Source organism: Novosphingobium sp. SG919, assembly GCF_012932495.1.
Taxonomy (GTDB): domain Bacteria; phylum Pseudomonadota; class Alphaproteobacteria; order Sphingomonadales; family Sphingomonadaceae; genus Novosphingobium; species Novosphingobium rhizosphaerae.
The window spans coordinates 1,920,152-1,945,753 of the sequence record NZ_JABCNG010000001.1; the positions used below are offsets into that span (position 1 = coordinate 1,920,152).

20 protein-coding genes are annotated in these 25,602 nt (G+C 66.0%); 10 read left to right on the plus strand and 10 right to left on the minus strand.

Going from position 1 to position 25,602, the window contains the following annotated elements; translation table 11 throughout:
* Nucleotides 1-47 precede the first annotated feature (47 nt).
* Nucleotides 48-995, plus strand: a complete 948-nt coding sequence (locus tag FHT19_RS08580) for a bifunctional helix-turn-helix transcriptional regulator/GNAT family N-acetyltransferase (protein ID WP_169474593.1) — start codon at nucleotides 48-50, stop codon at nucleotides 993-995.
* Nucleotides 996-1,042: 47 nt separating this feature from the next.
* Entirely contained in the window at nucleotides 1,043-1,450 is a 408-nt protein-coding gene (locus tag FHT19_RS08585) for a GFA family protein (protein WP_211184745.1), read from the plus strand.
* Between the two features lie 73 nt (nucleotides 1,451-1,523).
* On the opposite strand, the gene FHT19_RS08590 is transcribed toward FHT19_RS08585, so the two are convergent.
* The 3 genes from FHT19_RS08590 to FHT19_RS24385 all read right to left on the minus strand — a co-directional run bounded on the left by FHT19_RS08590 (nucleotide 1,524) and on the right by FHT19_RS24385 (nucleotide 8,115).
* Nucleotides 1,524-3,926 (minus strand): arylsulfatase, encoded by a 2,403-nt coding sequence (locus FHT19_RS08590; protein WP_169474594.1) that lies wholly within the window; start codon nucleotides 3,924-3,926, stop codon nucleotides 1,524-1,526.
* Between the two features lie 107 nt (nucleotides 3,927-4,033).
* On the minus strand, nucleotides 4,034-5,281 hold the full coding sequence (locus FHT19_RS08595) for an anaerobic sulfatase maturase (RefSeq protein ID WP_211184744.1): 1,248 nt from the start codon (nucleotides 5,279-5,281) through the stop codon (nucleotides 4,034-4,036).
* 53 nt (nucleotides 5,282-5,334) lie between these two features.
* Complete coding sequence (locus tag FHT19_RS24385) at nucleotides 5,335-8,115, minus strand: outer membrane protein transport protein (protein ID WP_248290329.1); 2,781 nt, start codon at nucleotides 8,113-8,115, stop codon at nucleotides 5,335-5,337.
* A 246-nt stretch (nucleotides 8,116-8,361) separates the two neighbouring features.
* Between FHT19_RS24385 and FHT19_RS08610 the strand changes: the two genes are divergently transcribed.
* The 3 genes from FHT19_RS08610 to FHT19_RS08620 are packed head-to-tail and all read left to right on the plus strand — an operon-like array spanning nucleotide 8,362 to nucleotide 10,555.
* The gene (locus FHT19_RS08610; RefSeq protein WP_169474596.1) at nucleotides 8,362-9,687 is read left to right on the plus strand and encodes an LLM class flavin-dependent oxidoreductase; all 1,326 of its coding nucleotides are present in this window, start codon (nucleotides 8,362-8,364) and stop codon (nucleotides 9,685-9,687) included.
* 17 nt (nucleotides 9,688-9,704) lie between these two features.
* Complete coding sequence (locus tag FHT19_RS08615) at nucleotides 9,705-10,127, plus strand: YeeE/YedE thiosulfate transporter family protein (protein ID WP_211184743.1); 423 nt, start codon at nucleotides 9,705-9,707, stop codon at nucleotides 10,125-10,127.
* Complete coding sequence (locus tag FHT19_RS08620) at nucleotides 10,124-10,555, plus strand: DUF6691 family protein (RefSeq protein WP_168555127.1); 432 nt, start codon at nucleotides 10,124-10,126, stop codon at nucleotides 10,553-10,555. The genes FHT19_RS08615 and FHT19_RS08620 overlap by 4 nt, the downstream gene beginning before the upstream one ends.
* Before the next feature lie 297 nt (nucleotides 10,556-10,852).
* Here FHT19_RS08620 and FHT19_RS08625 read toward each other — a convergent pair whose 3' ends face one another.
* The 4 genes from FHT19_RS08625 to FHT19_RS08640 form a co-directional block, all read right to left on the minus strand.
* Nucleotides 10,853-12,067: a membrane dipeptidase gene (locus FHT19_RS08625; protein WP_169474597.1), complete on the minus strand. Its 1,215-nt coding sequence runs from the start codon at nucleotides 12,065-12,067 to the stop codon at nucleotides 10,853-10,855.
* Between the two features lie 132 nt (nucleotides 12,068-12,199).
* Nucleotides 12,200-12,592: a PRC-barrel domain-containing protein gene (locus FHT19_RS08630; RefSeq protein ID WP_169474598.1), complete on the minus strand. Its 393-nt coding sequence runs from the start codon at nucleotides 12,590-12,592 to the stop codon at nucleotides 12,200-12,202.
* Between the two features lie 69 nt (nucleotides 12,593-12,661).
* Nucleotides 12,662-13,108, minus strand: coding sequence for a PA2169 family four-helix-bundle protein (locus FHT19_RS08635; protein ID WP_169474599.1), 447 nt, complete (start codon nucleotides 13,106-13,108; stop codon nucleotides 12,662-12,664).
* Between the two features lie 76 nt (nucleotides 13,109-13,184).
* A complete protein-coding gene (locus FHT19_RS08640) occupies nucleotides 13,185-13,793 on the minus strand; it encodes a DUF4142 domain-containing protein (protein WP_169474600.1) in 609 nt (202 codons plus the stop codon).
* 312 nt (nucleotides 13,794-14,105) lie between these two features.
* On the opposite strand from FHT19_RS08640, the gene FHT19_RS08645 reads away from it, so the two are divergent.
* Nucleotides 14,106-14,363, plus strand: a complete 258-nt coding sequence (locus FHT19_RS08645; protein WP_168555563.1) for a GlsB/YeaQ/YmgE family stress response membrane protein — start codon at nucleotides 14,106-14,108, stop codon at nucleotides 14,361-14,363.
* Between the two features lie 80 nt (nucleotides 14,364-14,443).
* On the opposite strand, the gene FHT19_RS08650 is transcribed toward FHT19_RS08645, so the two are convergent.
* Nucleotides 14,444-16,549 carry a TonB-dependent siderophore receptor gene (locus FHT19_RS08650; protein WP_169474601.1) on the minus strand — a complete coding sequence of 702 codons (2,106 nt, stop codon included), beginning with the start codon at nucleotides 16,547-16,549 and terminating at the stop codon, nucleotides 14,444-14,446.
* Between the two features lie 132 nt (nucleotides 16,550-16,681).
* Between FHT19_RS08650 and FHT19_RS08655 the strand changes: the two genes are divergently transcribed.
* Nucleotides 16,682-19,057 carry a sulfite reductase flavoprotein subunit alpha gene (locus tag FHT19_RS08655; RefSeq protein ID WP_169474602.1) on the plus strand — a complete coding sequence of 792 codons (2,376 nt, stop codon included), beginning with the start codon at nucleotides 16,682-16,684 and terminating at the stop codon, nucleotides 19,055-19,057.
* A gap of 55 nt (nucleotides 19,058-19,112) precedes the next feature.
* Here FHT19_RS08655 and FHT19_RS08660 read toward each other — a convergent pair whose 3' ends face one another.
* Both FHT19_RS08660 and glpD read right to left on the minus strand, forming a co-directional pair.
* Entirely contained in the window at nucleotides 19,113-19,880 is a 768-nt protein-coding gene (locus tag FHT19_RS08660) for a DeoR/GlpR family DNA-binding transcription regulator (protein ID WP_211184742.1), read from the minus strand.
* A gap of 51 nt (nucleotides 19,881-19,931) precedes the next feature.
* Complete coding sequence (gene glpD / locus FHT19_RS08665) at nucleotides 19,932-21,464, minus strand: glycerol-3-phosphate dehydrogenase (RefSeq protein ID WP_169474604.1); 1,533 nt, start codon at nucleotides 21,462-21,464, stop codon at nucleotides 19,932-19,934.
* A 368-nt stretch (nucleotides 21,465-21,832) separates the two neighbouring features.
* On the opposite strand from glpD, the gene FHT19_RS08670 reads away from it, so the two are divergent.
* The 3 genes from FHT19_RS08670 to FHT19_RS08680 all read left to right on the plus strand — a co-directional run bounded on the left by FHT19_RS08670 (nucleotide 21,833) and on the right by FHT19_RS08680 (nucleotide 25,575).
* Nucleotides 21,833-22,621 (plus strand): MIP/aquaporin family protein, encoded by a 789-nt coding sequence (locus FHT19_RS08670; RefSeq protein WP_168555136.1) that lies wholly within the window; start codon nucleotides 21,833-21,835, stop codon nucleotides 22,619-22,621.
* Nucleotides 22,622-22,671: 50 nt separating this feature from the next.
* Complete coding sequence (glpK, locus tag FHT19_RS08675; protein ID WP_169474605.1) at nucleotides 22,672-24,180, plus strand: glycerol kinase GlpK; 1,509 nt, start codon at nucleotides 22,672-22,674, stop codon at nucleotides 24,178-24,180.
* Between the two features lie 198 nt (nucleotides 24,181-24,378).
* A complete protein-coding gene (locus tag FHT19_RS08680; RefSeq protein ID WP_169474606.1) occupies nucleotides 24,379-25,575 on the plus strand; it encodes an MFS transporter in 1,197 nt (398 codons plus the stop codon).
* Nucleotides 25,576-25,602: the final 27 nt, after the last annotated feature.

Below are 25,602 nucleotides of genomic sequence, written 5' to 3' on the forward strand. Positions count from 1 at the left end.
AATGGAATACTCCATATCACGTTATATAACATGATATGGAGTATGCCATGGCCGACGTGATTGCCGATATGGGCCCCGCGTTTCTGGGAAGCCGGCTGAAGCGCCTGGCCGAACGCATGCAGGCCGGCGCGATGAGCGTCATTGCCGAAGCGGACCTGCCGCTCCAGCCCGGGCACATGGCCGTGCTCGCGGCGCTGCGGGGTGGGCCGATGACGGTGGGGCAATTGGCCGATGCCATCGGGATCAGCCAACCCGGCATCACCCGCAGCGTTGGCCAATTGGCCCGGCTGGGCATTCTCCGTGATGCCCATGCGGCCGATCAGCGCACGCGATTGGTGGAATTGACGGAGAATGGGCGGGCCGCTGCAGACCAGGCCGCCGCCGATCTGTGGCCCCGCATCGGCATGGCCGCCGAAGAACTGCTGGCCGGCCTTTCCGGCCCGTTCCTGGCCCAGATCGCCGCGATCGAACGCGCCCTCGACCAGGCATCGATCGCTGATCGCGCGGCGCGCGCGCAGCCTGGCGGCCTGACAATTCGCGAGTTCGACGACAGTCTTGCCCGCGACTTCCACGATATCAACGCCCAATGGATTTCCGCCATGTTCGCGCTGGAAGCGACGGATATCGAGGTGCTGGAAAACCCGCGTGCGCGGATCATCGATCCGGGCGGCACGATCCTGTTCGTCGAGGCGCCCGGCCTGGGCGTGGTCGGCACCTGCGCCCTGCAGAAGACCGGGGCGACAAGCTTCGAACTGACCAAGATGGGCGTGCGCGAAAGTGCCCGCGGCCTCAAGGCCGGGGAATTCCTGCTGGCCGCAATGATTGCGCGTGCCCGCGCGATGGGCGCAGACCCGCTCTACCTGCTCACCAACCGCAAGTGCGCCGCTGCCATCCATCTCTACGAAAAGCTTGGTTTTGCCCACGATGAGGCAATCATGGCGCAATATGGCGCGCGCTATCAGCGGTGCGATGTCGCCATGCGCTACGCCGGCTGATAGTCTTGGCGTGGATCATCGCGGCAATGCTTGGGGAGGCAGAACACGTGAAAGCAACGGACAGGCAACTGCGCGGTTCGTGCCTGTGCGGCGAGGTGTCGTACCAGGTCCTCGATGCGTTCGAATATTCGCTCTACTGCCACTGCTCCAACTGTCGCCGGACCACCGGGGCGGCTTCGAAACCCTTTGCGGGCATCGGTTCGGAACATCTCACCATCGTGCATGGCGAAGCGCATATCCGCCGCTATGGCGAAGCACGCACCCACAACGCGCTATGCCAGCGTTGCGGGTCCTTGCTCTACTCCCTGGTGCGCGACGGTCGCTATGTGCACGTCACGCTGGGAACCTTGATCGATACGCCATCCATCGCGCCCACCGCGCATATATTCGTCGGCTCCAAGGCCGCGTGGGATATCATCAACGACGGCCTGCCCCAATTCGCGGAATTCCCTTGAGGATTGCCGATCAGGTCCAGATCCTGGCGCACCCCCCGATGCACCAGGACCTGGGTCTGGTTACAGGCCAGGGTCAGGGAAACGTAAGCGTCACCTGATCCAGCGTGCCTGAATAGGGTTGCCGCGCCGCCGGCTCCTTGCTGACTTGCGAGTTGCGATCCACCCCGAAATCGAGCGTTTCGGAAAAGGCCGCGGCGTGGGTCGGGTAATAGGCAACGTTGCCTTGGGCAACGACCTGGCCATTGACGAGCAGCCGGATCGTACCGCCGCCCACCTTGGGCAGCAGCGCGCCCAGCCCTCCTGCGCCCCCGGCAACCGGCGCGGGTTCAAAGGCAAAGCCAACTTTCACCGGGCCTGCCGGCAAGGGCGAAGGCGCCACGATCACCTCGTGGGTCTGGTTGTAGGCATTGTTTTCGAACGCGAGCCGCCCGTCACGCTCATAGAGGACATAGCCGCCCAGGCGCCCGCCTTGCGCGATCAGCACGCCCGTGCCAGCCGCAGCGTTGCTGCTGATCGCCACTTCGAAACGATGCGCCCGCGCCACCAGTTGCGGTTGCGCCGACGGCGGCAGCCCGCCGGTTCCGGCCCGCCAGGTGAAGGCCTTTTGCCGCGGGTCGATCAGCGTGGGCGCGCCAAGCGGCAGCGGGATCAGCGGAAACACCCCGTTGCGCGTCCCTTCCTTGACGAATTCGGCCTTCAGTTCCGCCAGCTTGGCCGGATTCTTGGCCGCCAGATCGTCGCTTTCGGAAAAGTCCTTGGCCACGTTGTACAATTCCCAGCGATCCTGGTCGGTGGTGTCGGCATAGATTTTGCCAACATCCTTGAGCAGATCCCACGGATTGTACGGGCGCTTGGCCGCCGCCACCCAGCCATCCTTGTAGATGGCACGATTACCGAAGATCTCGAAATACTGTTCGGTGTGCGCTTCGGGGGCGGCAGGATTGGTAAAGGTGGGCACCAGGCTCTTGCCCTCGAACGGCAGCTGCGGCACGCCATCGACTTGCGCCGGAAGGGTGATCCCGGCAGCGTCAAGCACCGTCGGGGCAATGTCGTTGACGTGGCCGAACTGGCTGCGCACCACGCCGCTTTGTGCGGTGTGGCCCGGCCAATCGATGATCAGCGGGTTGCGCGTGCCGCCAAAATGGCTGGCAACCTGCTTCATCCACTGGAACGGCGTGGTCGTCGCCCAGGCCCAGCCGGCGGCATAGTGGTTGGCCAGTTCGGGGCCACCCAACTGGTCGATGTGCGCCAGCTCGGTCGCCACATCGTTGGGCGCGCCGGCGCCCTTGGCGGCTTCGTTGGTGATCGTCCCTTCCAGGTCGCCTTCGGCGCTGCCGCCATTGTCGCCCACGATGTAGACGACCATCAGGTTGTCGCCACCCGGCCGCTGGCGCAACTGGTCCACCAACCGGCCCACTTCCGCGTCGGTCTGTTCCAGGAACGCGGCATAGACTTCCATCTGGTGGGCGTAGAGCTTCTTCTCGTCGGCCGAGAGGCTGTTCCACGCCGGCAACCCGGCCGGCCGAGGAGTGAGCTTGGCATCGGCAGGAATGATGCCCAGCTTCTTCTGCCGGGCAAACGCCTGCTCGCGATAGGCATCCCAGCCAGCGTCAAAGCGGCCCTTGTTGCGCGCAATCCATTCCTGCGGAACGTGATGCGGCATGTGCACCGCGCCGGGCGCAAGGTAGAGGAACCACGGCTTGCCGGGCACGACGGCGTTGTGGTTATCGACCCAACCCAGCGCCTTGTTCACCAAGTCGGTGGTGAAATGATAGCCGGTTTCGGGCGTGCCGGGCAGCGGCACGGGCGTGGTGTCGTTATACAGCGAAGGCTCCCACTGGTTATCATCGCCGGCCATGAAGCCGTAGAAGTGGTCGAAGCCCAGGCCGGTGGGCCAATGGTTGAACGGACCGGCCGCGCTCACTTCCCAACGCGGCGTGTTGTGCCACTTGCCGAATGCGGCGGTGGAATAGCCGTTGAGCTGGAGAATACGCGGCAGGCTGGCGGTTTCCTGCTTCCAGATCGAATTGTATGCTGGGAAGCCGGCGGCGATGTCCGCCAGGTTGCCAAAGCCCACCTGGTGATGGTTGCGCCCGGTCAGCAGAGCGGCGCGCGTGGGGGAGCAGATGCCCGTGGTGTGGAAGCGGTTGTAGCGCACCCCTTCGGATGCCAGGCGATCGAGATTGGGCGTCGGCGCCCCGCCGCCAAAGGTGGAAGAGGCGGCAAAGCCGGCGTCGTCGATCAGCACGAGCAGCACGTTGGGCGCAGCCTTGGGGGCCTGCGCCTGATGCGGGAACGCCGATTGCGAGGTGGCGCGCGTGGCGCCGATCTTGCCGGTGAAATCCTCACCCGCCGGCACGCGCTGCGCCATGGCAGAGGCGGACAAGGCCGTGCCGGCCAGCAGCAGGGCTGCCTGGGCCAGTGCGCGGCGCAGGGCCGGCTGGGCAGGGTTCAGGGGATGGCGTATGGTCGTCATGGGTCCGTTTCTCGGGCTGGGCGGCGCTGGCTGGCGCGGCCCGGTGACAGGGAAACGGCCCTGACGTGGTCGCCTCGGGCCGGGTTTGGTAAAAGGATCAGTGCCGATCAGGCTGGCAAAGGTTGCTCCAGGCGGGCGATCGCCGCCGGATCGCGGCCTTGCCGCACCAGCGTGGCAAGCGTTGCCATCCACGGCGAAACCGCGCTGAAATAGTGGGTATAGCCCTCGCAGAGGTAGTTCAGCCCCGCCTCGCCATCCACGCTCGTGGCAAAGCGATGCTTGGGGCAGCCGCCCCAGCACGCCGCCAGATGCGGGCAGCGGCGGCATTGGGCCGGCAGCGTTTCGTGCTTGGCCCGGCCGAATGCCTGCGCGGCCGAGGAATCGACCATCGCCGCAAGGCTGTCCTGGCGCAGATCGCCCAGGCGATATTCCGGATAGGCGAAGTGATCGCAATTGTAGACGGCGCCATCGTGCTCCACGATCAGCGCGCGGCCGCATTCGCGCTGGTGATGACAAACGCCGCCAGGCACGCCCATGTGATCGGCCAGGGTCCATTCGAAATTCATCACGAAGACCTCGCCCACGTCGTAGCGGCGCCATTCCTCGAACACCGTTGCCAGGAAGCGGCCCCAGGCCTGCGGCCGCACCGAGAAATCGGCCACCGGCGCATCGCCGGCCTCGCCCGGACCGTTGAGATCGAACCCGCGTGCCTTGTCGGCCGCGCCGGCCAGCCGCTCCACCACCGGGGTGAACTGGATGAAGCGGGCGCCGATCCCGCGAAGATAGCGATAGACCTCCAGCGGCTGGTCGCCGCTATGAGAGTCCACGCAGGCGAGGATATTGACCTCTGCCCCTGCCGCCGCGAGCAGGCGCCAGGCGGCCATGACCTTGTCATGGCTGGGCTGGCCATTGGCATAACGCCGGGTGCGGTCGTGAATGTGCGCCGGACCATCGAGGCTCAGCCCGACAAGAAAGCGGTGCTCCGCCAGGAACTGCGCCCACTGTGCATCGATCAGCGTGCCGTTGGTCTGGAAGCTGTTCTCGATCGCCCGGCCGGCGCCATAGCGCGCCTGAAGCGCCACCGCCTGGCGATAGAAATCAAGGCCGAGCAACGTCGGCTCACCCCCCTGCCAGGTGAACTGCACCGCATGGCCGGGCGGGGTTGCGGCGATCGTCTGCCGCACATAGGCGTCGAGCACTTGGGCAGACATGCGCCGCGTGCCCTTGCGATCGAACAGGGCCTCCTTGTCGAGATAGAAGCAATAAGTGCAATCGAGATTGCACGCCGGGCCACTCGGCTTGGCCATGAGGTGGAACCCATCGGCCGCCGCGCCCAAACGCTCTGCGCTGTTCATGCTGCCCCCATCGTTCGCCCCATGATCTCTACCTATTCAGTCGAGATTACAGGTCAAGACAGGCGATCCACGTGCCGCACAAGCAAATCTTTGGCCTCGCCCGCCGCGAAGGGACGTGCTGGGCCACCAGCGATGCCTTGCAGGCGGCGCAGGAAATCGCGGCGGCTGGGCGCATCGAAATAGAACATGTGCCCCGCGCCATAGCGAGCCACGGTCACCTGGCCCGGTGGCAACGCAAGGCGCGCCGCCAGTGCGCGATCAGCGCCATAGCCACCAACACTGTCGAACACGCCGCTGGCCAGCAGCAGGCGCGCGCCCGATTGGCGCAACACGGTGCGCAGGCGATCGGCCAGGGCAAAGCCGCGCCCGGCCAATGCCGCATCGCGCTGCCAGGTGCGGCGGACCGCCGGATCATAGAGCACATAGGCGCTGCCATCGACCGGAGAGCGCACCAGCCCGAGGAGGCGGGCGTTGTACCGCGCCATGGCATCCCCCAGTGCGGCAAGGTAGGGCACAAGCGATGGATCGCGCCAGCCGCGTGGATCGTCGAGCCGCGCCGCGCGGCGGCTGTCATAGAGGCCCAAGGCCATGCCCTGCGCGTGCAGCATGGCCAGGCGGGCCTGCTGCCGGTCCACCGCCATGCCGCCGGTGGCGAGCGTCGTGCGATCCAGGCCGGTCACGGCGGCCAGATCGGCAGCGAGGCGTTCGGTGGAACGCGCGGCCGCCCGGTCGCCGTGGCGCAGATGGGCCAGATAGGCGCCCTCGCCCAGCCGCGCGGCCGCGTCGGCACAAGCCAGCGGATCGCGCGCCGTGCCGCGCGCCCGGCCATAATGGCAGGCGGTTGCCGCCACCGTCGGCAGGCCCATGGCCATGGCCAGCGCCGGATCGGTGGCGCGCAGATCGGTTTCATTGAGCACGGTTTGCGACAGCATGGCGATGCCGGCCAGCCGTACGCCAGTCGCCTGGCGCTGCCAGGCTTCGGCCACGGCAACCGCCCGCTCCGCCCCGAAACTTTCGCCCATCAACACCACCGGCGCGCCCAGGCGGCCATGGCGCGCCAGCCAAACTGCCACAGCGCGCGCCAGATAGTCGCCATCGGCCTGCCAACCCCGCACGCGCGAAGGTTGCACGCCGGGCGCACGCCGGCTGAAGCCTGTATCGAGCGGATCGACGAACAACACATCGGCATGGGCCGCAAGGCTTTCGGCCGGCGCCGCCAAGATGGGGGCGCGCGGCACGGGCGCATCGGCCCGCGTGGGCAGCACCACCTGCAGCGGGCCGAGCAGGCCCAGTTGCAGCCATCCCGACGAAGCGCCCGGCCCGCCATTGAACACGACCAGGACCGGGCGAGAGTGACCCGGTGGCGAGGGGGCCATCAGCGCCGAAACCACCAGCATGCCCAGCGGCCGGCCACGATCGTCGCGCGCCGGGATGATTTCCCAGGCCAGGCGCACGCCTGCCACCGGCTGTTCAAGGCCCGGCAGGCGGCCCCCCAGCAGCGTGAGCAATGCGATCAGCAGCGGCAGGCGGCCCAGCACCCTGGCCGGCCTCATCCCGCTGCGTGCCCCGTCAGAGCGGGAAACCGAACGAAAGGCCAACCGACGTTTCCCCCAGCCTGACATCGGCCTCACCCCCGCCAAAGTTGGCCGGGATCGAATTGACGCCGCGCACCGTCTGCGATGGCGCATGCATCGCAAAGACAGTGATCTCCGGCCCTGACGCAGGCGCCCAGGTGGCGCCCAGCGTGAAATGATCGCGCACCACGCCGGGCGCGCGAGGATGTTGAGCAGCGTTTCCGACGCGGGCACGGGATTGCCCGAGCGTCCATAGCCGGCCCGCCAGGCCCAATGCGGGCTGCTGCGATAGGTCAGCCCCAGTTTGACCACCGAAATGCTGCGCCAGCCAAAGCCGGGGCCGTCGGTGCTGCCAAACGGCTGGCCGGCAAACAGGCGCGCCAGCGGATTGCCGACCGAGGCCACCCCGCCATATTCGATCCGCTTGAAATCGGCCGCCAGCGTGAGCGCGGGCACCGGGTCCACCGCAAAGCCAAATCCCCAGGAGGCCGGCACAGCAAAGCTGCCCTGCCCGGCAAACAAGCCGGCATATTTGTCGAAACGGCCGGGCACGATCTTGGACTGGTAAAAGGCACCGGCGCGCACCGCGTGTCCGAAATGGCCCAGCCAGCCAACCCGCACGCCAAGACCGGCCGCCCAATCGGTGCCCCGATCGGTGAAATGACCCGGATCGGCCGAGGCGGTGGCAAAAGGCTGGATACCCGTGCCGCGAAACGTCTGGATCACGATGACCGGGGAAACTCCCAGCGATTGCCCGGCTCCCACCCTGACCGCCAGCGTGGGCGAAACGAAGATCTGCTTGAGATCCACCCCGGAAGACCCGCTTGCGCCAAAGGCAGCGAAGGGATTGCGCTTGTACGTGGTGTTCATCCCGCCATTGCCGTTGATCGCCAGGGCCAGCGACACCGTGCCCGAAAGCGGGCGCACATAGCCCAGCTCGGGCAACACAAAGGGATTGGCACCATTGCCGCTGTAGGTGCCGTCAAGCCCTGCGCCATTGCCATGGATCCTAGCGCCCCGATCGGGCACGAACAGTTCCACGCCGGCATCGGCCCTTGCACCGATCGCGGTGGCCGAAGCGGGATTGGCCGCAATCGCCAGGCTGTCTTGCGGATCGGCGATTTCCGCCCCACCGGCGCCCTTGGCCTTGGCACCCACGCCGTTGAGGAAATAGCCATCGGTGGCATGGGCCATGCCGCCCACGGCAAAACCCGCTGCACAGCCGGCAACCGTCAAAACCCTGTGAATCCTGAAACGCATGAGCCCCCCTGCCCGATGTGCAAATCACGTGATGGGCAACGCATCCAGCGCAGGGTAGCGGAACCGGCATGAACCCATGCCTGTATTGTCTATCTTAAAAGTAGATAAAGCGCGCAAGAGCGGGCTGGGCCAGGCGCGCCAAGAAAATCCATGGGGCGGTCAAGCACGAGTTGCCGCGCGACCGTTGAAAAACTCTCATGACGCACATGGTTGAAATGGGGCGCCTGCCAGCACACTTTGCCGGGCATGACAGCAAGCCGGCAGCTTCACCTTGGCGCGTTCATGCGCCCGATCTCCATCCACACGGGCGCCTGGCGCTATCCCGGCGCAGCGCCGGATGCCAATTTCAACTTGAGGCTTCAGGTGGAACTGGTACGCCGCCTTGAGGCTGCCAAGTTCGACGCGTTCTTCATGGCCGATCACCTGGCCGTGCTCAACATGCCGATCGATGCGCTCAAGCGCAGCCACACGGCCACGTCGTTCGAGCCATTTACCCTGCTTTCGGCCCTGGCCATGGTGACGCAGCGCATCGGCCTGGTTGCCACCGCGTCGACCACGTATGACGAACCATTCCATGTCGCCCGGCGCTTTGCCTCGCTCGATCACATTTCGGGCGGCCGCGCCGGCTGGAACATCGTGACCACCGGCAATCCGGAAACCGCGGCGAATTTCGGGCAGGACGATCACCTGGAACACGCCACGCGCTATGCCCGCGCGCGCGAGTTCCACCAGGTGGTCACCGGCCTGTGGGACAGTTGGGCCGACGATGCCTTTCTGCGCGACGTGGAGAGCGGGGTGTTCTTCGATCCGGCAAAGGTCCACACCCTGGACCACGCGGGGGAGTTCCTGCGCGTAAAGGGCCCGCTCAACATTGCCCGCCCGGTCCAGGGCTGGCCGGTCATCGTCCAGGCGGGCGCTTCGGAAGCGGGGCGCCAGCTGGCCGCCGAAACCGCCGAAGTGATTTTCGGCGCGGCCGACAGCCTGGCCAACGGGCAAGCCTTCTATGCCGACGTGAAAGGCCGCATGGCCGTGCTGGGCCGCTATCCCGACAGTCTCAAGATCCTGCCGGCCGCTTTCGTGGTCGTGGGCGAAAGCGAAGCCGAAGCGCAGGACAAGCGCGCCCTGCTCGACAGCCTGGTGCATTACGACAGCGGCATCCGCTCGCTGTCGATCATGCTGGGGCACGATGTTTCTGGTTTCGATCCCGATGGTCCGCTGCCCGACATTCCCGAAACCAACGCCAGCAAATCCGGGCGCGAGCGCACCATTGCGCTGGCCCGCCGCGAAAACCTCACGATCCGCCAGCTTGCCGCGCGCGCGGGCAGCTATGCCGGGCTGGCCTTTGTCGGCACACCGCGTACAATCGCCGATGAAATGCAACAATGGCTGGAAGAGCGCGGCTCGGACGGCTTCAACGTGATGTTCCCGTTCGTGCCCCAGGGCCTGTTCGACTTCACCGACAAGGTCGTGCCCGAATTGCAGCGCCGCGGCGTGTTTCGCCACGACTATACCGGCACAACCTTGCGCGATCACCTGGGCCTGGCGCGGCCCGCCAACCGCTTTTTCGCCTAATCCAGGAAGGGTTCCGCTTGAGCATCATCACCCCCGCCATTGGCCCGGCGCTGGCCGGCGGCGCCCTGATCGGGCTTGTCTGCGGCACGATGTGGCTGGTCCATGGCCGCATTTCCGGCATTGCCGGCATTGCGCGGCTGGCGCTGCAGGGACCCGATCGGGTCTGGCGCTTGTGGTTCCTGGCCGGGCTGTTTGCCGCCGGCCTGATCGCGCGGCTGGCCTGGCCGCATGACCTTGCCCCCGGATATGCCAGTCTTGGCTGGTTGCAACTGATCGTGGCCGGCGCGCTGGTGGGCACCGGCACGGCCCTCGCCAATGGCTGCACCAGCGGCCACGGCATCTGCGGCCTGTCGCGGCTGTCCTCGCGATCGTTGGTGGCGGTCGTCACGTTCATGGCCGTGGCCGCGATCACCGCATCGATCTTGGCGGCCCTGGCATGAAGCCGGCCAACGCACTGTTCGCCGGCCTGGTCTTCGGCCTCGGCCTGCTGATTTCGGGCATGGCCGATCCGGCCCGAGTCCTGGGTTTCCTGACGCCGTTGCAGGGGTGGAACCCCACGCTCGCCTTCGTGATGGGTGGCGCGCTGGCCGTCGCCGCACCGCTGTTCGCGCTTGCGCGCCGGCGCGGCAAGGCGCTGGATGGCGGGATCCTGCCCGATCTGCCCCGGCGCGGCGTGGATCGCGCGCTGATCGGTGGCTCCGTCCTGTTCGGACTGGGCTGGGGCCTGGCCGGAATTTGCCCCGGACCGGGCATCGTCGGCCTGGCGCTCCATCCGCTTCAAGCGTTGGCCTTCCTCGTGCCGATGGCTTTGGGCCTGGTGCTGGGCCAGCCGCGCAAGGATGGCGCATCGGGCAAGAAAACCCGCTGACAACGCAAGTTTCCATGCATCTGGCCCGGTTCGTCACCGCCGATGGCATTCACCACGGCGGCTGGCGCCATTCCGCCGCCAACCGACGCCATCCGTGGCGGAGACTTTCGCCATACGCTGCGCGAAAGGGCAGGCTGGCCACTGAGCAAGTTGGGCCGCTGGGCGCCGACCGCTTTTTCGCTGATATCGTCCCCATCCTGCAACGGCGCGGGCTGGTCTGCAGCGCCTATGTCGGCACAACCTTGCGCGATCATCTCGGCTTGGCGGTGCCGTCCCCAGCGCGATAGGCGGCCGCGATCAGCGGGGCGTGGTGCGCCCCGCCTCTGCCGCCTGCCACACGCGCAGGAAGTTTCCGCTCCACAGCTTGGCAATCGCGGCGGGCTTGTACCCACGCCGTACCAGTTCAGCCGTGACGGCCTGGGCCTGGCTTTCATCCTCCCAGCCGACGATGCCGCCGCCGTGGTTGAAATCGCTAGACAAGGCGACATGGTCGATGCCGATGCGCCGCACCGCGTGATCGACTGCATCGACCAGATCCTTGACACTGGCACGCGGCTCTTCGGCGCGCAGCGCGTGATAGCGCCGGTCGTATTCGGCGGCCTTTTCGGGCGGCAGCGTGGCCTTACCATCGGCAATGCCGAATTCCTGCTGCAAGGCCACGATGCGCTGGGCAAAGGCCGGATCGCGCGGCCGCAGATAGGCGCTGAAGGCATTGATCGCGATGACCCCGCCCTTGCCCTTGAGCGCATCGAGTTGCGCATCGGTAAGATTGCGGGTGTTGTCCACCAGGCTGCGCAAGTCGGAATGGGTGGCGACCACCGGCGCAGTGCTGAGCGCCAGCACGTCGGCAAAGGCTGCGTCGCTCAGTTGCGAGACATCGACGAGCACGCCAAGCTGGTTGAGCCGCGCCAGCACCCGCTTGCCCGCAGGCGACAGCCCACCCCAGCGTGATACCCCTTCCCCACGCACCAGTGCGGGGCGCGAGCTGTCGGCCAGGGCATTGTGCCCGGCGTGAACGAAGCCGAACACGCGCACGCCGCGCCGCCCCCAGGGATCGACATCGTCCGCATCGCGCACAAAGGCGCCGCCGTTGACCACGCTTTCGATCACCGCAAGGCGGCCGCTTATGGCAATGCGGCGGAAATCTGTCGGGGTGAGCGCCCGCGCGGCGCGATCGGGATAGGAACTGGCCAAGGCATCGATGATCGTATGCTTGCGCAGCGCACCGGCTGTGGCAGCGGCCTGGGCCGCCGGACTATCGTCTCCTTGCGGCACGAAGACCGCGATCACCGCGCCTTTCAACCCGCCCTGCCGCGCCTGGGCCAGGCTGAACTGCCCCTGCCCCGACGCATCGGCGCGGCCCGGATCGAACGTTTCGGGCAGATCGAGGTGCGCGTCGATGGGCAAGGCACCGGCATGGACGCGGGCGACCGCAACCGGCGCCGCGTGGGCTGGCGCCAGCGTCGCCATGGCCAAAAGGCTACCAAGAGCGGCGCGAATGGGCTTGGGCATGATCGAGTTCCCCTGTCTGTCTTACGCCTTGCCTGCCCCCAACCGCCCGCCTTGGCCAACGAGCATTGCTGATAGACTTATTGCCCCTTGCGCAGCGACGCCGCCTGCCACGGCGGTCCAGGCGCCGACCGCTTAGAACGCCACGATATCGGCCGGCGGCGCGCGATAATAGTCGGTCACGCGTCGGCCATAGGCGTCGTCGAACAGCGGGGCGGAATCGGGGCGAAAGCTGGGTGCCCCCTCGAGCAGCCGCTTGTCGATCGCAGTCACATAGCCGCTTTGGCCGTCGTCGTACTGGAAGGCAGACCACGGAACGGGGTGATAGCTTTGGCCAAGGCCAAGGAAGCCACCGGTGGAAAGGATGATATAGGCGATCTGCCCGCTGCGTTCGTCCAGGACCAGCTTGGCGATGGTGCCCAGCTTGTCGCCGTCGCGGCCGTGCACGGCCTTGCCGCGCAAGTCATCGGCAGAAATCAGGGCAATCGCGCCGGCAGGTGCGGCAAGAGGTTGTGCATCCAAAGCCATGGCCTTGATCCTTTCGATGAAAGCGGGCGGCTGGCACCCTAAATCCGCCAGCCGCCGCGCCTGGCCCGTTCATTCGCGTCCGTGCTTGAGCGCGCTGGCCTGGTCATGCCCGGCCTGAACGGAGAGGAACGCTTCGCGAACGGCGTCGCGCGTGCCCGATTGCAATTCGGTATCGTCCAGCGCGTATTCGAACTTGGCCTTGATATGATCCTCGCCACGCTCGACTTCCTCGATGATCGCCTGGTCGTTGCGACCGAGCAGCGCCTGCTTGAGATCCATGAAGCCGCGATGGGCTGCCCCCAGCAAGGTGGCGCCAACTTCCGGATCGCCACCCAGCACGCGGACCTGCGCTTGAAGCGCCTGGGCCACCTGGGTGCGTTCTTGCGCAAACTTGGCGAAAATCGCCGCATAGCGCGTGCTATCGGCATGTTCGGCGGCATCGTCGAAGCCCTTGAGGCTGTCGAAAGTCGTCGCGATCAGCCCGTTGAGGACCGAAATATCGTGTTGGTTATCCATGTCAGTCTTCTCGCTTGGCATGAGGGCAGATGGTGCGCCCGGCCCTCTGGGGATCAGGCCGGGCGGCCAAGGCCGGTCAGTGTGCGGCGAGCGCCGATGGCAGCAGTGCGTCGCCCTGTGTCAGTTGCTGCTCGATGATCGGCACGCCGTTGCCGGCTACCTGCTTGAGCGACTGGTCTGCGCCGTCGGCAGCATAACCCTTGTAGACAGCCCAGTTGCCCTGCTGGACCTTGGCCGACTGCGTCAGGTACATATTGTCGAAGCCGCTGCGCGGGGTCTTGCGCAGCATCCTGAGCATTGCGGCGCGATTGGCTGACAAGCGGGTGGTCGGCTTGGCGATCTTGCGCTGATCGTTGTTGAGCGAAGCGAGCAGCGTGTCTTGCGACGTGCCCGCCTCGGCAATGATGCGCCGGGCATAGGCCTGGACATCGCTGCGTTGCGAACGGGTCAGGCTGAGGCGGCTGGCCGCGATCTGGAACAGGTTTGCGTCAGAAGCTGCGGCGGAAAATGCCGGCCCATCCAGGCCCCGGACCGGCGAAACACCCACCTGCGTGCTGGAATAGCTGCCAGTGGTGGCAGGCGTGGTGATCGAGGGGGAAATCTGGGCCGCAATCTGGGAGTGGGCGAGCACGGGAACGCCGAGCATGGCCGTCGAAAGTACGACGGAGACGATTGCACGTTTCATGGTGTTGTTCCTCGCAAACCCGCACCGGCCGGGCATGCCGGCGAACGTCTGCACATTGGCTGCAAACGCCCTGACCAGGTTGGGCAAGTGTCGCTTGGAGCAACCAGACAACGATCCCATGATCTTATCGTTGCATCAGCACGGATTTATATTTTCTGTGCAGTAAATACTCTCCGAAATATCGCCGCGTTTTATTTATTTCTGCAAGGCGATTTAAAACAGGAACATCGCAACCTGCCTGGGGTTCATCTTGGCTACCATCGTGATCAGGCAAAATGGCCCGATCGCCTGGAAAAGCGCAGGAGAACGATTATGGGAATTATCATGTGGCTCGTCGTCGGCGGCGTCATCGGCTGGCTGGCAAGCGTGATCATGCGCACTGATGGGCAGCAGGGCATCGTCCTCAACATCGTGGTGGGCATCGTCGGCTCATTCCTTGGCGGCCTGATCCTGGCTCGCGGCGACATCAACGATGCGCCGCTTACCGTGACCACGTTCCTGGTGTCGCTGGCCGGCGCGGTGGTGCTGCTTGCCATCGTCAACCTTTTCCGCCGCGGTTCGATACGATGATCGGATCGACCGTGTGAACGGGCCGATCCTGTGGCGGCGCCAAACCGGCGCCGCAACGGATCGGCCGCCACGCGGCGGGATCAGAAGTCCATGCTCGCCGAAAAGCGAACCTGCCGGGCAAGGCCCACGTAGAAGACCGAGCCACCGGTTGCCCAATAGCGGGTATTGGTGATGTTATCGCCGTTGACCCGCAGTGTCAGCGCCCGGCCCTGGGGCAAGCGCAGCTTGTAATCGGCGCCCAGGCTGTAGGTGGTATAGGCCGGCATCACATACAGGTTCTGGGCATCGGCATAGCGCTTTCCGGTGTAAAACAGACCTGCACTCACGCCCAGCGCCGGCAAGGCAGCCGGGCGATATTCGACAAAGGCCGAGCCAGACCAGCGCGGTGTGTTGTCCACCCATTTGCCATCCTGCGCTGCACTGCCGGTTTCACGCTGGACCGCGCGCAGATATTGCCCCGCCAGCGATACCGAGACGGTGCGCGTCAACCGGCCCTGCACCGATGCTTCCACCCCCTGGTGCACTGCGCGCCCATTGGTGACGTAGGTGCCCGGCGATCCGCCGGAAAGGTCCGTGTAGGACAGCCCGCGATCGATGTGGAACCAGGCCAGGCTGGCAAGGGCGCCAAGCACCTCGACGCGCGCGCCCGCTTCATACTGGCGGCTGATCACCGGCGGCATGATTTCGCCCTGGTTCGTCGTGCCATCGGGTGCGGTGCCGGCGCTTTCCAGCCCTTCGATATAGGTGAAATAGAGGCTCGACCGCGGCGTCGGCTTGAACACCACGCCACCGGTCGGGGTCCACGCCGTCATCCGATAGCGGCCGCTGCCGTCCAGATTTTCAGTGTCATAGAGCACGCGCCGCACGCCGCCGATCAGCAGCAACCGCTCGCCCACGTGCGCGGTATCGAGCACATAGAAACCGGTGTCGATGTTGACGCTCCCGGCCGCAAGCCGCGTGGTCGTGAACGTCAGCGTGTCGAAGCTATATGACGGCGCGACATAGAAATTTTGCGCCGCGCTGGTATAGCTTTGCTGGTGCTGGTCATCCTGCACCTGACGATTGCGCGCCGCCCCCAGCAGCAATTCATGACGGATGCCCAGCGTTTCAACCGAACCGGCCACTTCGCCGCGCAAATACTCGTTGCGATAGCTTTGGTCCGGGGTGTAGTTGCCCGCGATCCGCCCAGCCCCGCTGGCCACCGTTGCCGCACTGGTAAAGCTGAAATCCGCACGTGCGCGCTGCCGGCGCGAGGTGGCAAGGCCGCTTTCAACTCGCACCGACCAATCCCCGGCAATCGCATAGTCCGCGCGCCCCAGCACATTGGTGGACCAGGTGCGATACGGCGCGTTCACCGGCGCATACCGGGCATGAGGATCGGGAACAGTCTTGAGCAGTTGGAACGCGGCCAGCGAAATGCCGCCCGGCTCGTCGGTTGCGCGACGATAGTGTTCCACATCGAGCTTGAGCGCGAGCCGGTCGCTCACTTGCCAATCGAATGCCCCGCTGGCGAGATAGCGATAGCCGTTGACGCCATTGATCGGGGTTTCGATGTGGCTGCCGTACGCGTTGAGCCGCACGCCGAATTGTCCCTCGGCACCGATCTTGCGGCCGAAATCGACGCCTGCGCCAACGCTGCCTTCGGCATCGCCGTTGATGGTCAGCGTGTTGACCGGCTGCGTTCCGGCGCGCTTGGTTACGACGTTGACGATGCCCGAAGGCGTGGAAATGCCATAATAGAGCGCCGAAACGCCCTTGAGCAGTTCAACCCGCTGCTTGTTCTCGATCGGCACCGGGCTGAGGTTGATGACCTGCAACCCGCCGTTGAGGCGGTAATTGGTGCGCGCATTCATCAGCACACCGCGCGAAACGAAATTGTTGCTGGTGGTGGGGCTGGTCGCCTGCTGCGTGACGCCGGGGGTGTTACGCAGCGCCTCTTCCAGCCCGATCGCACCCTGCGCATCGAGCAGCGCGCGCGGGATGACGGCCACTGTCGCCGGCGTGTCGAGCACGGACTGGTTGCGAAACGCGCCAACCTGCACGACTTCGGTCTTGAATGAGGGGCGTTGCCCGGTGACGACGATGTCTTCGTCCAGTTGGCGTTCGCCGCGCTGGTCGCCAGGGGCAGCCTCGGCGCCGCCGGCGGCCATGGTGGCAGCCGATGCCGCGATCAACCAGATGCTCATGTATGTCCCCGATGCTGTGACGTGTCGCCGGCCCGATACTAATAATGATAATCGGTTGCAATTGCATTTTTGCCGAGCCTTGCTAGAGCGACCCCATCGGCGCGCATCGGGCGTGCCCTGACCGGGGTTGTCGTGACCAAGCGCATCGTGTTTCAAATCCACTGGCTGCTGGGGATTACGGCCGGGTTGGTCCTGGCGCTGATGGGCGTGACCGGCGCGATGATGAGTTTCGAGGACGAGATTCGCGAAGCGGTCGATCCGGCTTTGTTTGCTCCGGGCGTTCCTGCCGCCCCCGATCTTTCGCCTGACCAGCTCATCGCACGGATCGAAGCGGCCAAGCCCGGCTACCGCGTGACCCGGTTGGACTGGCAAATGCCGCGCACCCGGTCGCACAGCGTCCGCCTCAATGCCGCGAGCGGCCAGGGCCGCCTGGAAGGCCAGGTCGATCGCGCCACCGGGCGCTGGCTGGGGCCGGGGCGTGCGGATGCCGTGTTCGAAACGATCGATCATCTGCATCGCTGGCTGGCCCTGCCCGGCGGTGGCAAAGGGCCGGGCCGGCAGATCACCGGATTCAGCGCGCTTGCCCTGATCTTCTTCGCGCTGTCGGGCCTCTATCTGCGCTGGCCGCGGCAGGCGTCAGACTGGCGGGCCTGGCTGGTGCTCGACCGCCGCAAGACCGGCCGCAATCTGTGGCGTGCGCTGCATGCCGTGATCGGCACGTGGATGCTCGCGTTCTATCTGCTCAGCGCGCTCACCGGCCTGTGGTGGAGCTATGACTGGTATCGCCAGGGCGTGACGCAGGTGATGACCGGCAAAGCAGGGGCCGACGACGAGCCGGCCGGCAAGCGGGCGCCAGGATTGGCACCGCGTCCGCCGGTGGACCTGGCCTGGGCACAGTTCCGCGCCACAACCGGAGATCACTATGCTTGGGTGCGCATTGCCCGCCCACCGGCCGATCGCCCGATGAAGACGATCCGCTTCGAAGCGCGCCGCGCCGATGCCCGGCATCTGCGCCAGACGGATATCTTTACCTACGATCCGGCCGCGAGCACGCTGGTGAAGCGCGATCTCTATGCCCGGCGCCCGCTTGGCACGGTCATCACGCAAAGCATGTTCGAATTGCACCGGGGCGCGTTCTTCGGCCTGCCCGGGCGGATCGTGATGCTGGTCACCAGCCTGGCCATGCCGCTGTTCGCGGTTACCGGACTGCTGCTTTACCTTTCGCGGCGCCGGCAGAGCCGCGCGGCCAAGGCGCTCGCCCGTGTCGCGCCCGAGGCCAATGGTGGTCCGGATGCGATCCTCATCGCCTATGCCAGCCAGACCGGCTTTGCCGCCGCGCAGGCCCATGCCGCCGCCCATGCGCTGGCGCAGGGCGGCGTGGGCGCCAAGGTGGTATCCATGGGCCGGCTCACCGCAGCGGACCTGGCGCAGGCAAGCCGCGCACTGCTGGTGGTAAGCACATATGGCGATGGCGAAGCGCCCGATGCGGCGCGCGGCTTTGCCCGGCAGGTCATGCGGGGGCCACGGCCCGACCTTGGCGATCTGCGCTATGGCGTGCTGGCGATCGGAGACAGCGAATACGGCGCGTTTTGCGCGTTCGGCCGCGAGGTGGATGCCTGGCTGTCTGGGTGCGCGGCACGGCCGCTGTTTCCCCTGGTTGCACTCGACCGCCGCGCTGGCGATGGCGCGCAAGGCTGGCAGGAAGCGCTCAAATCCCTCGGCGCGGCGGACATCGCGAGCGGCGAAGCGTCCGCCTTTGCCCAGTGGCGACTGGTCGATCGCACGGTGCTCAATCCGGCGAGCACGGCGGCCCCGGTCTTTCATCTGCGCTTCCAGCCGCCGCGCGGTCATTCCGCCGATTGGCAGGCCGGAGATATCGTGGAAGTGCAGGCAGCCGCACCCGGTGCACCGGTCCGCAGCTATTCTGCCGCGTCGATCGGCGCGGACGGCACGCTCGATGTGGTCGTGCGCCAAGTGGTCAAGCCCGATGGAACGCTGGGCGTGGGATCCGGGTGGCTGACGGCAACGCTGCCGCTGGGCTCGACCACCTCGGCTCGCTTGCGCCGCAATCCGTCATTTCATGCCGCCAGCGACGGGCAGCCACTGATCCTGATCGGCAACGGCACCGGCATCGCCGGCTTGCGCGCCCATCTACGCGCCCAGTCCCTGGCGGGCAGCAAGGGGCACTGGCTGCTTTATGGCGAACGCACGCAAGCGCACGAGGCGTTTTTTGCCGAGGAGCTGGCGGGATGGCTGGGCGATGGCACCCTCGCCCGGCTGGATCGCGTGTTTTCGCGCGATCCCGATTGCGGCCGCTATGTCCAGCATCGCGTCAGCGAAGCGGCCGATACGATCAGCGCCTTTGTCGCAGCGGGAGCCACTATCCTGGTCTGCGGCAGCCTGGAGGGCATGGCCAGCGGGGTGGACGCGGCGCTCCAGGCGATCCTGGGGGAAGAGCAGTTGCAGGCGCTGGCAGAAGCCGGGCGTTACAAACGCGACGTCTATTGACCTGGCGCCCAGGCGACACGCGTTTGCCAGCCGCCGCCAGGGCCTAGCGCCCGCATCACGATGCCAGAACGATTTCCACATTGTGGCGCTGGACCAAGCCGGCGCGCTGTTCGGGCGGCATGCTGTCGGTGACGAAAAGGTCGATGTTGGAAAGCGAACCGATCCGTGCCGGGGCAAGCCGCTCGAACTTGGTCGCGTCGGCCACCAGCATGACTTTGCGGGCCTGGGCAATGATCGTCTGGCTAACCGTGACTTCGTTGATGTCGAAATCCAGCAGATCGCCATCGGCGTCGAGCGCACTGGTCCCGATGACCGCGTAATCGACCTTGAAACCCTTGATGAAATCGACCGTCAGGCTGCCGATTACGGCCCGGTCGTTGGCGCGCAGCCGCCCACCTGCCACGATCACCTCGATGCGGCTGTTCTGGGCCAGGATATCGGCGACGTTTAGGTTGTTGGTCACCACCAGCAGATGCTCGTGATCCAGCAGGTTGCGTGCCACGGCTTCGGTGGTGGTGCCGATGTTCAGAAACAGCGAGGCATTGTTGGGCAGGAGTTCGGCGGCCTTGCGTCCGATCGCATCCTTGGCATGGGCGGCAATGGCGCGGCGGGTGGAATAGCCGATGTTGTCGAGCCGGGATTCCAGCATGGCGCCGCCCCGCACCCGCGTGAGCAGATGGCGGCTGGCGAGCAGATCGAGGTCCTTGCGGATGGTCTGCTGGGTGACGCCCAGCACGCCAGCCAATTCCTCAACCCCGGCAAACCGCGCACCCTGCAGGTATTCGATAAGGCTCCTGTGCCTGATCGCAGCAAGATCGGCCAAAATCGCAACTCCAAGCCTTGGCCGCACCACGCGGCCGGATCGAACGTGGCCTTACCCTTGGCGCGCTTCCCGCCATTGGGCAAGCCAGGCATCGATCCGGGGCCACGCCTCGGGCGCAAGGCGCAGCAGCAACTTGCTGCGCCGCGCCACCACGTCTTCAGCAGTCACGGCCCATTCGTGTTGCGCCAGATAGGCCAGTTCGGCGGCATGAAGCCCGCCGCCGAAATCCTCGCCAAGATCGGCAATGCTGTGTGCCTGGGCAAAAAGCTGCCGCGCATTCGTGCCGTATGCGCGCGCCCAGCGGGTAAGCAAGGCACGCGGCAGGCCCGGCCGCTCGCGGCAGAACGCGTCCACCAGTTCGCCGAAGCCCTCGGCGGGGAAGTCGCCTCCGGGCAGAGTGGCGCCGCCCGTCCATGCCGGGCCGGCCTGGGGAAATGCCGCTTCCAGCTTTTCCAGCGCATGCTCGGCCAGCTTGCGGTAGGTAGTGATCTTGCCGCCAAAGACGCTGAGCAATGGCGCCTGGCCCTCGCGCTGGTCCAGATCCAGCACGTAGTCGCGCGTCACCGCCGAAGCGTTGCTGGCCTTGTCGTCATAGAGCGGGCGGATGCCCGAATAGGTCCAGACGATATCGGCCTCGCCCACCGGGCGGGTGAAATGGCGGCGCACCACATCGAGCAGATAGTCGCGCTCCGTGGTGCTGATCGTGGCGCGGCCCGGCGCCTGGTCCCACACTTCGTCGGTGGTGCCGATCAGGGTGAAATCCTGCTCATAAGGAATGGCAAAGACCACGCGTCGATCGTTGTTTTGCAACAGAAATGCGTGATCCCCGTCATAAAGGCGGGGCAAGACGATATGGCTGCCCTGAACCAGGCGCATGGCACGATCCTGCGGCGCGCCGGCAATCCGGCCAAGCACTTCGGCCACCCAAGGACCAGCGGCATTGACCAGGCCCCGCGCCTGCACCTGGCGCTGCTGCCCGTTGCTGTCACGGATCGTGGCAAGCCAATGGCCATCCTCGCGATGGGCCGCGAGAAGGCGGGTGCGCGTCAGCACGGTGGCACCGCGTGCGCGCGCATCCATGGCGTTAAGCACCACCAGGCGACTGTCTTCAACCCAGCAGTCGGAATAGACGAAAGCACGGCCCTTGACCGCGTCGACCAGTCCCTGCCCCAGCGGGCCGCGCGCAAGATCGACCGACCGGGTTGCGGGAAGACGCTTGCGCCCGCCCAGGTGATCGTAAAGCCACAAGCCCAGCCGCACCATCCAGGCCGGGCGCAGGGCCCCGCGCTGGGGCAGGACGAACGAAAGCGGCCAGATGATGTGCGGGGCCATGGCCCACAGCCGCTCGCGCTCCATCAAGGCCTCGCGCACCAGACGGAATTCGCCGTATTCCAGATAGCGTAGGCCGCCATGCACCAGCTTGGTGCTGGCCGACGAGGTGTGGGCCGCGAGATCGTCCTGCTCCACGAGCAAGACCGAAAGGCCGCGCCCGGCAGCGTCGCGCGCAATGCCGGCGCCGTTGATACCGCCGCCAACGATCAGCAGGTCATACGAGTTCAGGAGCGGATCGCGCGTCATGGTCATGCCTTTGCCGCCTGCCACGCAGGCCATCGGTGGCAGGTTGATAACCGATTCCGGCGCGAAGATCGAGCACTTTCGCGCCTTTTCGCACTTTTCCGAAATTCCACTGCGCGCGTTAGCGCACAAAGCCCCGCCACACCCACAATAGGAAATGTCTCGAAAACCCAATTTAAATTGCTGTTTTTATTGAATTATAGATATACTCTCATAAATTCCACCGCCTCAGCACCACGGTATAGATCGCGCCTCCAGCCCGGAAATGCGCGAAAACGAACTTTTCGTTTGACGCGCCGGTCAAAGCGATTACCACCTTGGATCGGTAACGATGGGCCTTGCAAAAACGGCCCGCTCAACCCGCACAGAGGATCGCCATGAGCCCGCGCAAACGCCTGGTCGGAGAGTTGCTGTCCGAATTCATTGCGGTGATGATCATCATCACGCTGGGCGATTCAGCAGCAGCGATGATCACGCTCTATGACCCGAGCCCATATGCCACCGCCTATTGGGGCGTGTGCATCGCTTGGGGCCTCGCCGTTACGCTGGCGATCTATGTCACGGGCGCCGTTTCGGGCACGCATGCCAACCCGGCGGTCACTCTGGCGCTCGTGCTGTTCCGCGGGTTCGAGGCGCGCAAAGCCCCGCTCTATATCGCGGCCCAGATCGCCGGCGGCTTTGCCGGCGCGGTGCTGGTCTACCAGTTGTTCCAGCCGGTGATCGACCATTACAACGCCGTCCACGGGCTGACCCGCAGCGCGGGCGGCGCGGCCGGCGTGTTCTTTACCCACCCCGGCCAATTCATTACGCCGTTTCACGCCTTCTGGGATGAAGTCATCCTGACCGCGATCCTGCTGCTCGGGATTTTTGCCATCACCGACCAGGCCAATACCCAGGCGCCGATGGCCAATTCCGGGGCGCTGGCGATCGGCTTGCTGGTGGCGTGCATTGGCGCCTGCGGCGGTTTCCTTGAAGCCTGGCCGCTCAACCCGGCACGTGACCTGGGGCCACGCCTGTTCTGCTTCGTCGCCGGCTGGGGGCCGGCCGCCTTCCCCGCGCCAGACAACTATTGGTGGATACCGATCGCGGCGCCCACGTTGGGCGGGATCATCGGTGCCGGGCTCTATCAGGCCGCGATCCGCCCATTCCTGCCAGCCTCGGCCTGACCCTTCCCCGCCTTTCGTGCCGATCGAGGCGCCTCACAGGACAAGACCCCATGACCCAACCCCGCCATATCCTTGCGATCGACCAAGGCACCACGTCGACCCGCTGCATCGTGTTCGATGCCGATGCCCGCGCCTGCGCGACCAGCCAGCGCGAATTTCCCCAGCATTACCCGCAGGCCGGCTGGGTCGAGCATGATCCCGAGGACATCTGGCGCGACACGGTGGAGACCGCGCGCGAAGCGATTGCGCAAAGCGGGCTGAAAGCGGCCGATATTGCCGGCATCGGCATCGCCAACCAGCGCGAAACCGTGGTGATCTGGAACCGCGAGACGGGCCGTCCGGTCTACAACGCGGTGGTCTGGCAGGATCGCCGCACGGCCGCGGCCTGCCAGGCGCTCAAGGACCAGGGGCTGGAAGACATGGTGCGCAGCCGCACCGGCCTGCTGCTCGACCCCTATTTTTCGGGCACCAAGGCGGCCTGGATTCTCGACAACGTGCCCGGCGCGCGCGCCGATGCCGACGCCGGCCGCCTGGCGATGGGCACGATCGACTGTTTCCTGCTGTGGCGGCTGACCGGCGGCGCCGTGCACGCCACCGATATCACCAACGCCTCGCGCACGCTGCTGTTCGACATCCACCGCCAGCAGTGGGACGAAGAACTGTGCCAGCTGCTGCGCGTGCCGATGGCGATCCTGCCGCAAGTGACCGACAACAGCGGCATCTTTGGCCATACCGCGCCCGATCTGTTCGACACGTCCATTCCGATCGCGGGGTTGGTGGGCGATCAGCAGGCGGCGCTGTTCGGCCAGGCCTGCTTCGAGCGGGGCATGGCCAAGTCCACCTATGGCACGGGCTGCTTCATGCTGCTCAACACCGGTGAAACCGCGCCGGTATCGCAAAACCGCTTGCTCACGACGCCGGCCTATCGGCTGGGCGGCAAGACGACCTATGCGCTCGAAGGGTCGATCTTCGTGGCCGGCGCGGCGATCAAGTGGCTGCGCGATGGGCTAGGCATCATCACCCATGCCCGCGAAACCAACGACATGGCCACCCGCGTGCCCGACAGCCATGGCATCTACATGGTGCCAGCGTTTGTCGGCCTGGGTGCGCCGCATTGGGACCCTGACGCGCGCGGCGCAATCCATGGGCTGACGCTGGATGCCACGCCCGCCCATCTTGCGCGCGCCGCGCTCGAAGCGGTCGCCTATCAATCGTGGGACCTGCTTGAAGCGATGGCGCGCGACAGCGGCGCAGTGCCGGCCGCCATGCGCGTGGACGGCGGGATGACGGCCAACGACTGGTTGTGCCAGTTTCTGGCAGACATGCTGCAAGTGCCGGTGGAACGCCCCCACAACCTGGAAACCACGGCGCTGGGCGCCGCGTTCCACGCCGGCCTGGCGACCGGGGTGTGGAGCGGGCTTGCCGATCTTTCCCGCACCTGGACCGGGCGAGACGTACAGCGCCCGGCCATGCCCGCAGCGCACCGCCAGCCCTTGATCGATGGCTGGCGCAACGCCCTGCGCCGCACGTTGACCCGTCCGGCCGACGTTCCGGCCTGATCGCCGGGCAAGAATCAGGCCCACGATGCGCCCGGCATGCAGTGCTGCCGGGGCGCATCGTGGGCTTATCCGCAATCTGTACACCTAACTCGGCACCCGTCCCGGCTCTAGAGTCTGGCGATCGACTGTCTGCATGCCGCCTCGCGGCTGCGACGGCCCGCGCATCGTATCCAGATTTCGCAAGGGGAGCCAAAACCAATGACCGTCGCTGGACGCCAAGCCGGCACGCTGCAGGGCATCTTGCTCCTGCTGCCCATCACCATGGCGGTGATGGGCCTGATCGTGCTCGTCCCGGTGCTGCCGCAGATCATGGCGCACTATCACGCGGTACCCGGGGTCGAATACCTGGTCCCGCTCATGCTCACGCTGCCGGCGCTTTGCGTGGCGCTGCTGTCGCCGGTGGCGGGGGTCGTCGTCGACTTCTTCGGCCGGCGCAAGACCTGCATCGGCGCGCTCGTCGTCTATTCCGTGGTAGGGATGGTGCCGATCTTCGTCGAAAGCCTGATGACGATCATCGCCAGCCGCGTGGTGCTCGGCGCGATGGAAGCGCTGATCGTGATTTCCAGCACCACGCTGATCGGCGACTATTTCCACGGGCGCGAGCGCGAGAAATGGCTGGCCAACCAGACTGCGGTTGCCTCGGTCGCGTCGATCGTGCTGGCGCTGCTTGGCGGGGCATTGGGCAGCTTTGGCTGGCGCGGTGCGTTCGCCGCCTATGGCGTCTCGATCGTCTTCGCCCTCGCCCTGGTGATCTGGACCTGGGAACCGAGCCGCAACGACGAGCCGGCTGCAGAAGCCGCAGCGCCGGGCGTGCGCTTTCCCTGGAAAGCGATCGTGCCGATCTCGCTGCTGGCGATCTTTGGCGGGACGATGTTCTTCACCATGCAGATCCAGGTGAGCGCGATGCTCAGCGAATACCACGGGGTGACGTCGGCCAGCGCGCTCGGCTTGTTCAGCGGGTTGGCCGGGCTGTCCGTGGCCGCCGGAACGCTGCTTTATCGCCGCTTCACCGCGCGGCTTGCGCCGGCGACGCAATTGCTGACCGCCTTTGGCCTGCTCGGCGTGTCCTACGTGCTGATGAACCATGCCCCGGCCACCGGCGCGTTCACGCTGTGGCTGGTCGTCAACCAGGTCGGCTCGGGCATGTTGCTGCCGGCGCTGGTGGTGCTGGCGATGGGCAGCCTGCCGTTCGAAGTGCGCGGCCGCGGCACGGGCCTGTTCATGAGCGGGTGGTGGATCGGCCAGCCGCTGAGCACCCAGGCCATTGCCTTCATGCGCGGGTATCACGATGGAAGCCTGCCGGCCGCGCTGCAAACGCTCGGCCTGCTTTGCCTTGGCGCCGCAGCGCTGGCACTGGTGAGCCAGTTGCGCAGCCGCGCGCGCGCAGCAGCCTGATCCCGCAGTTCGAACTTGGGGCCGGCC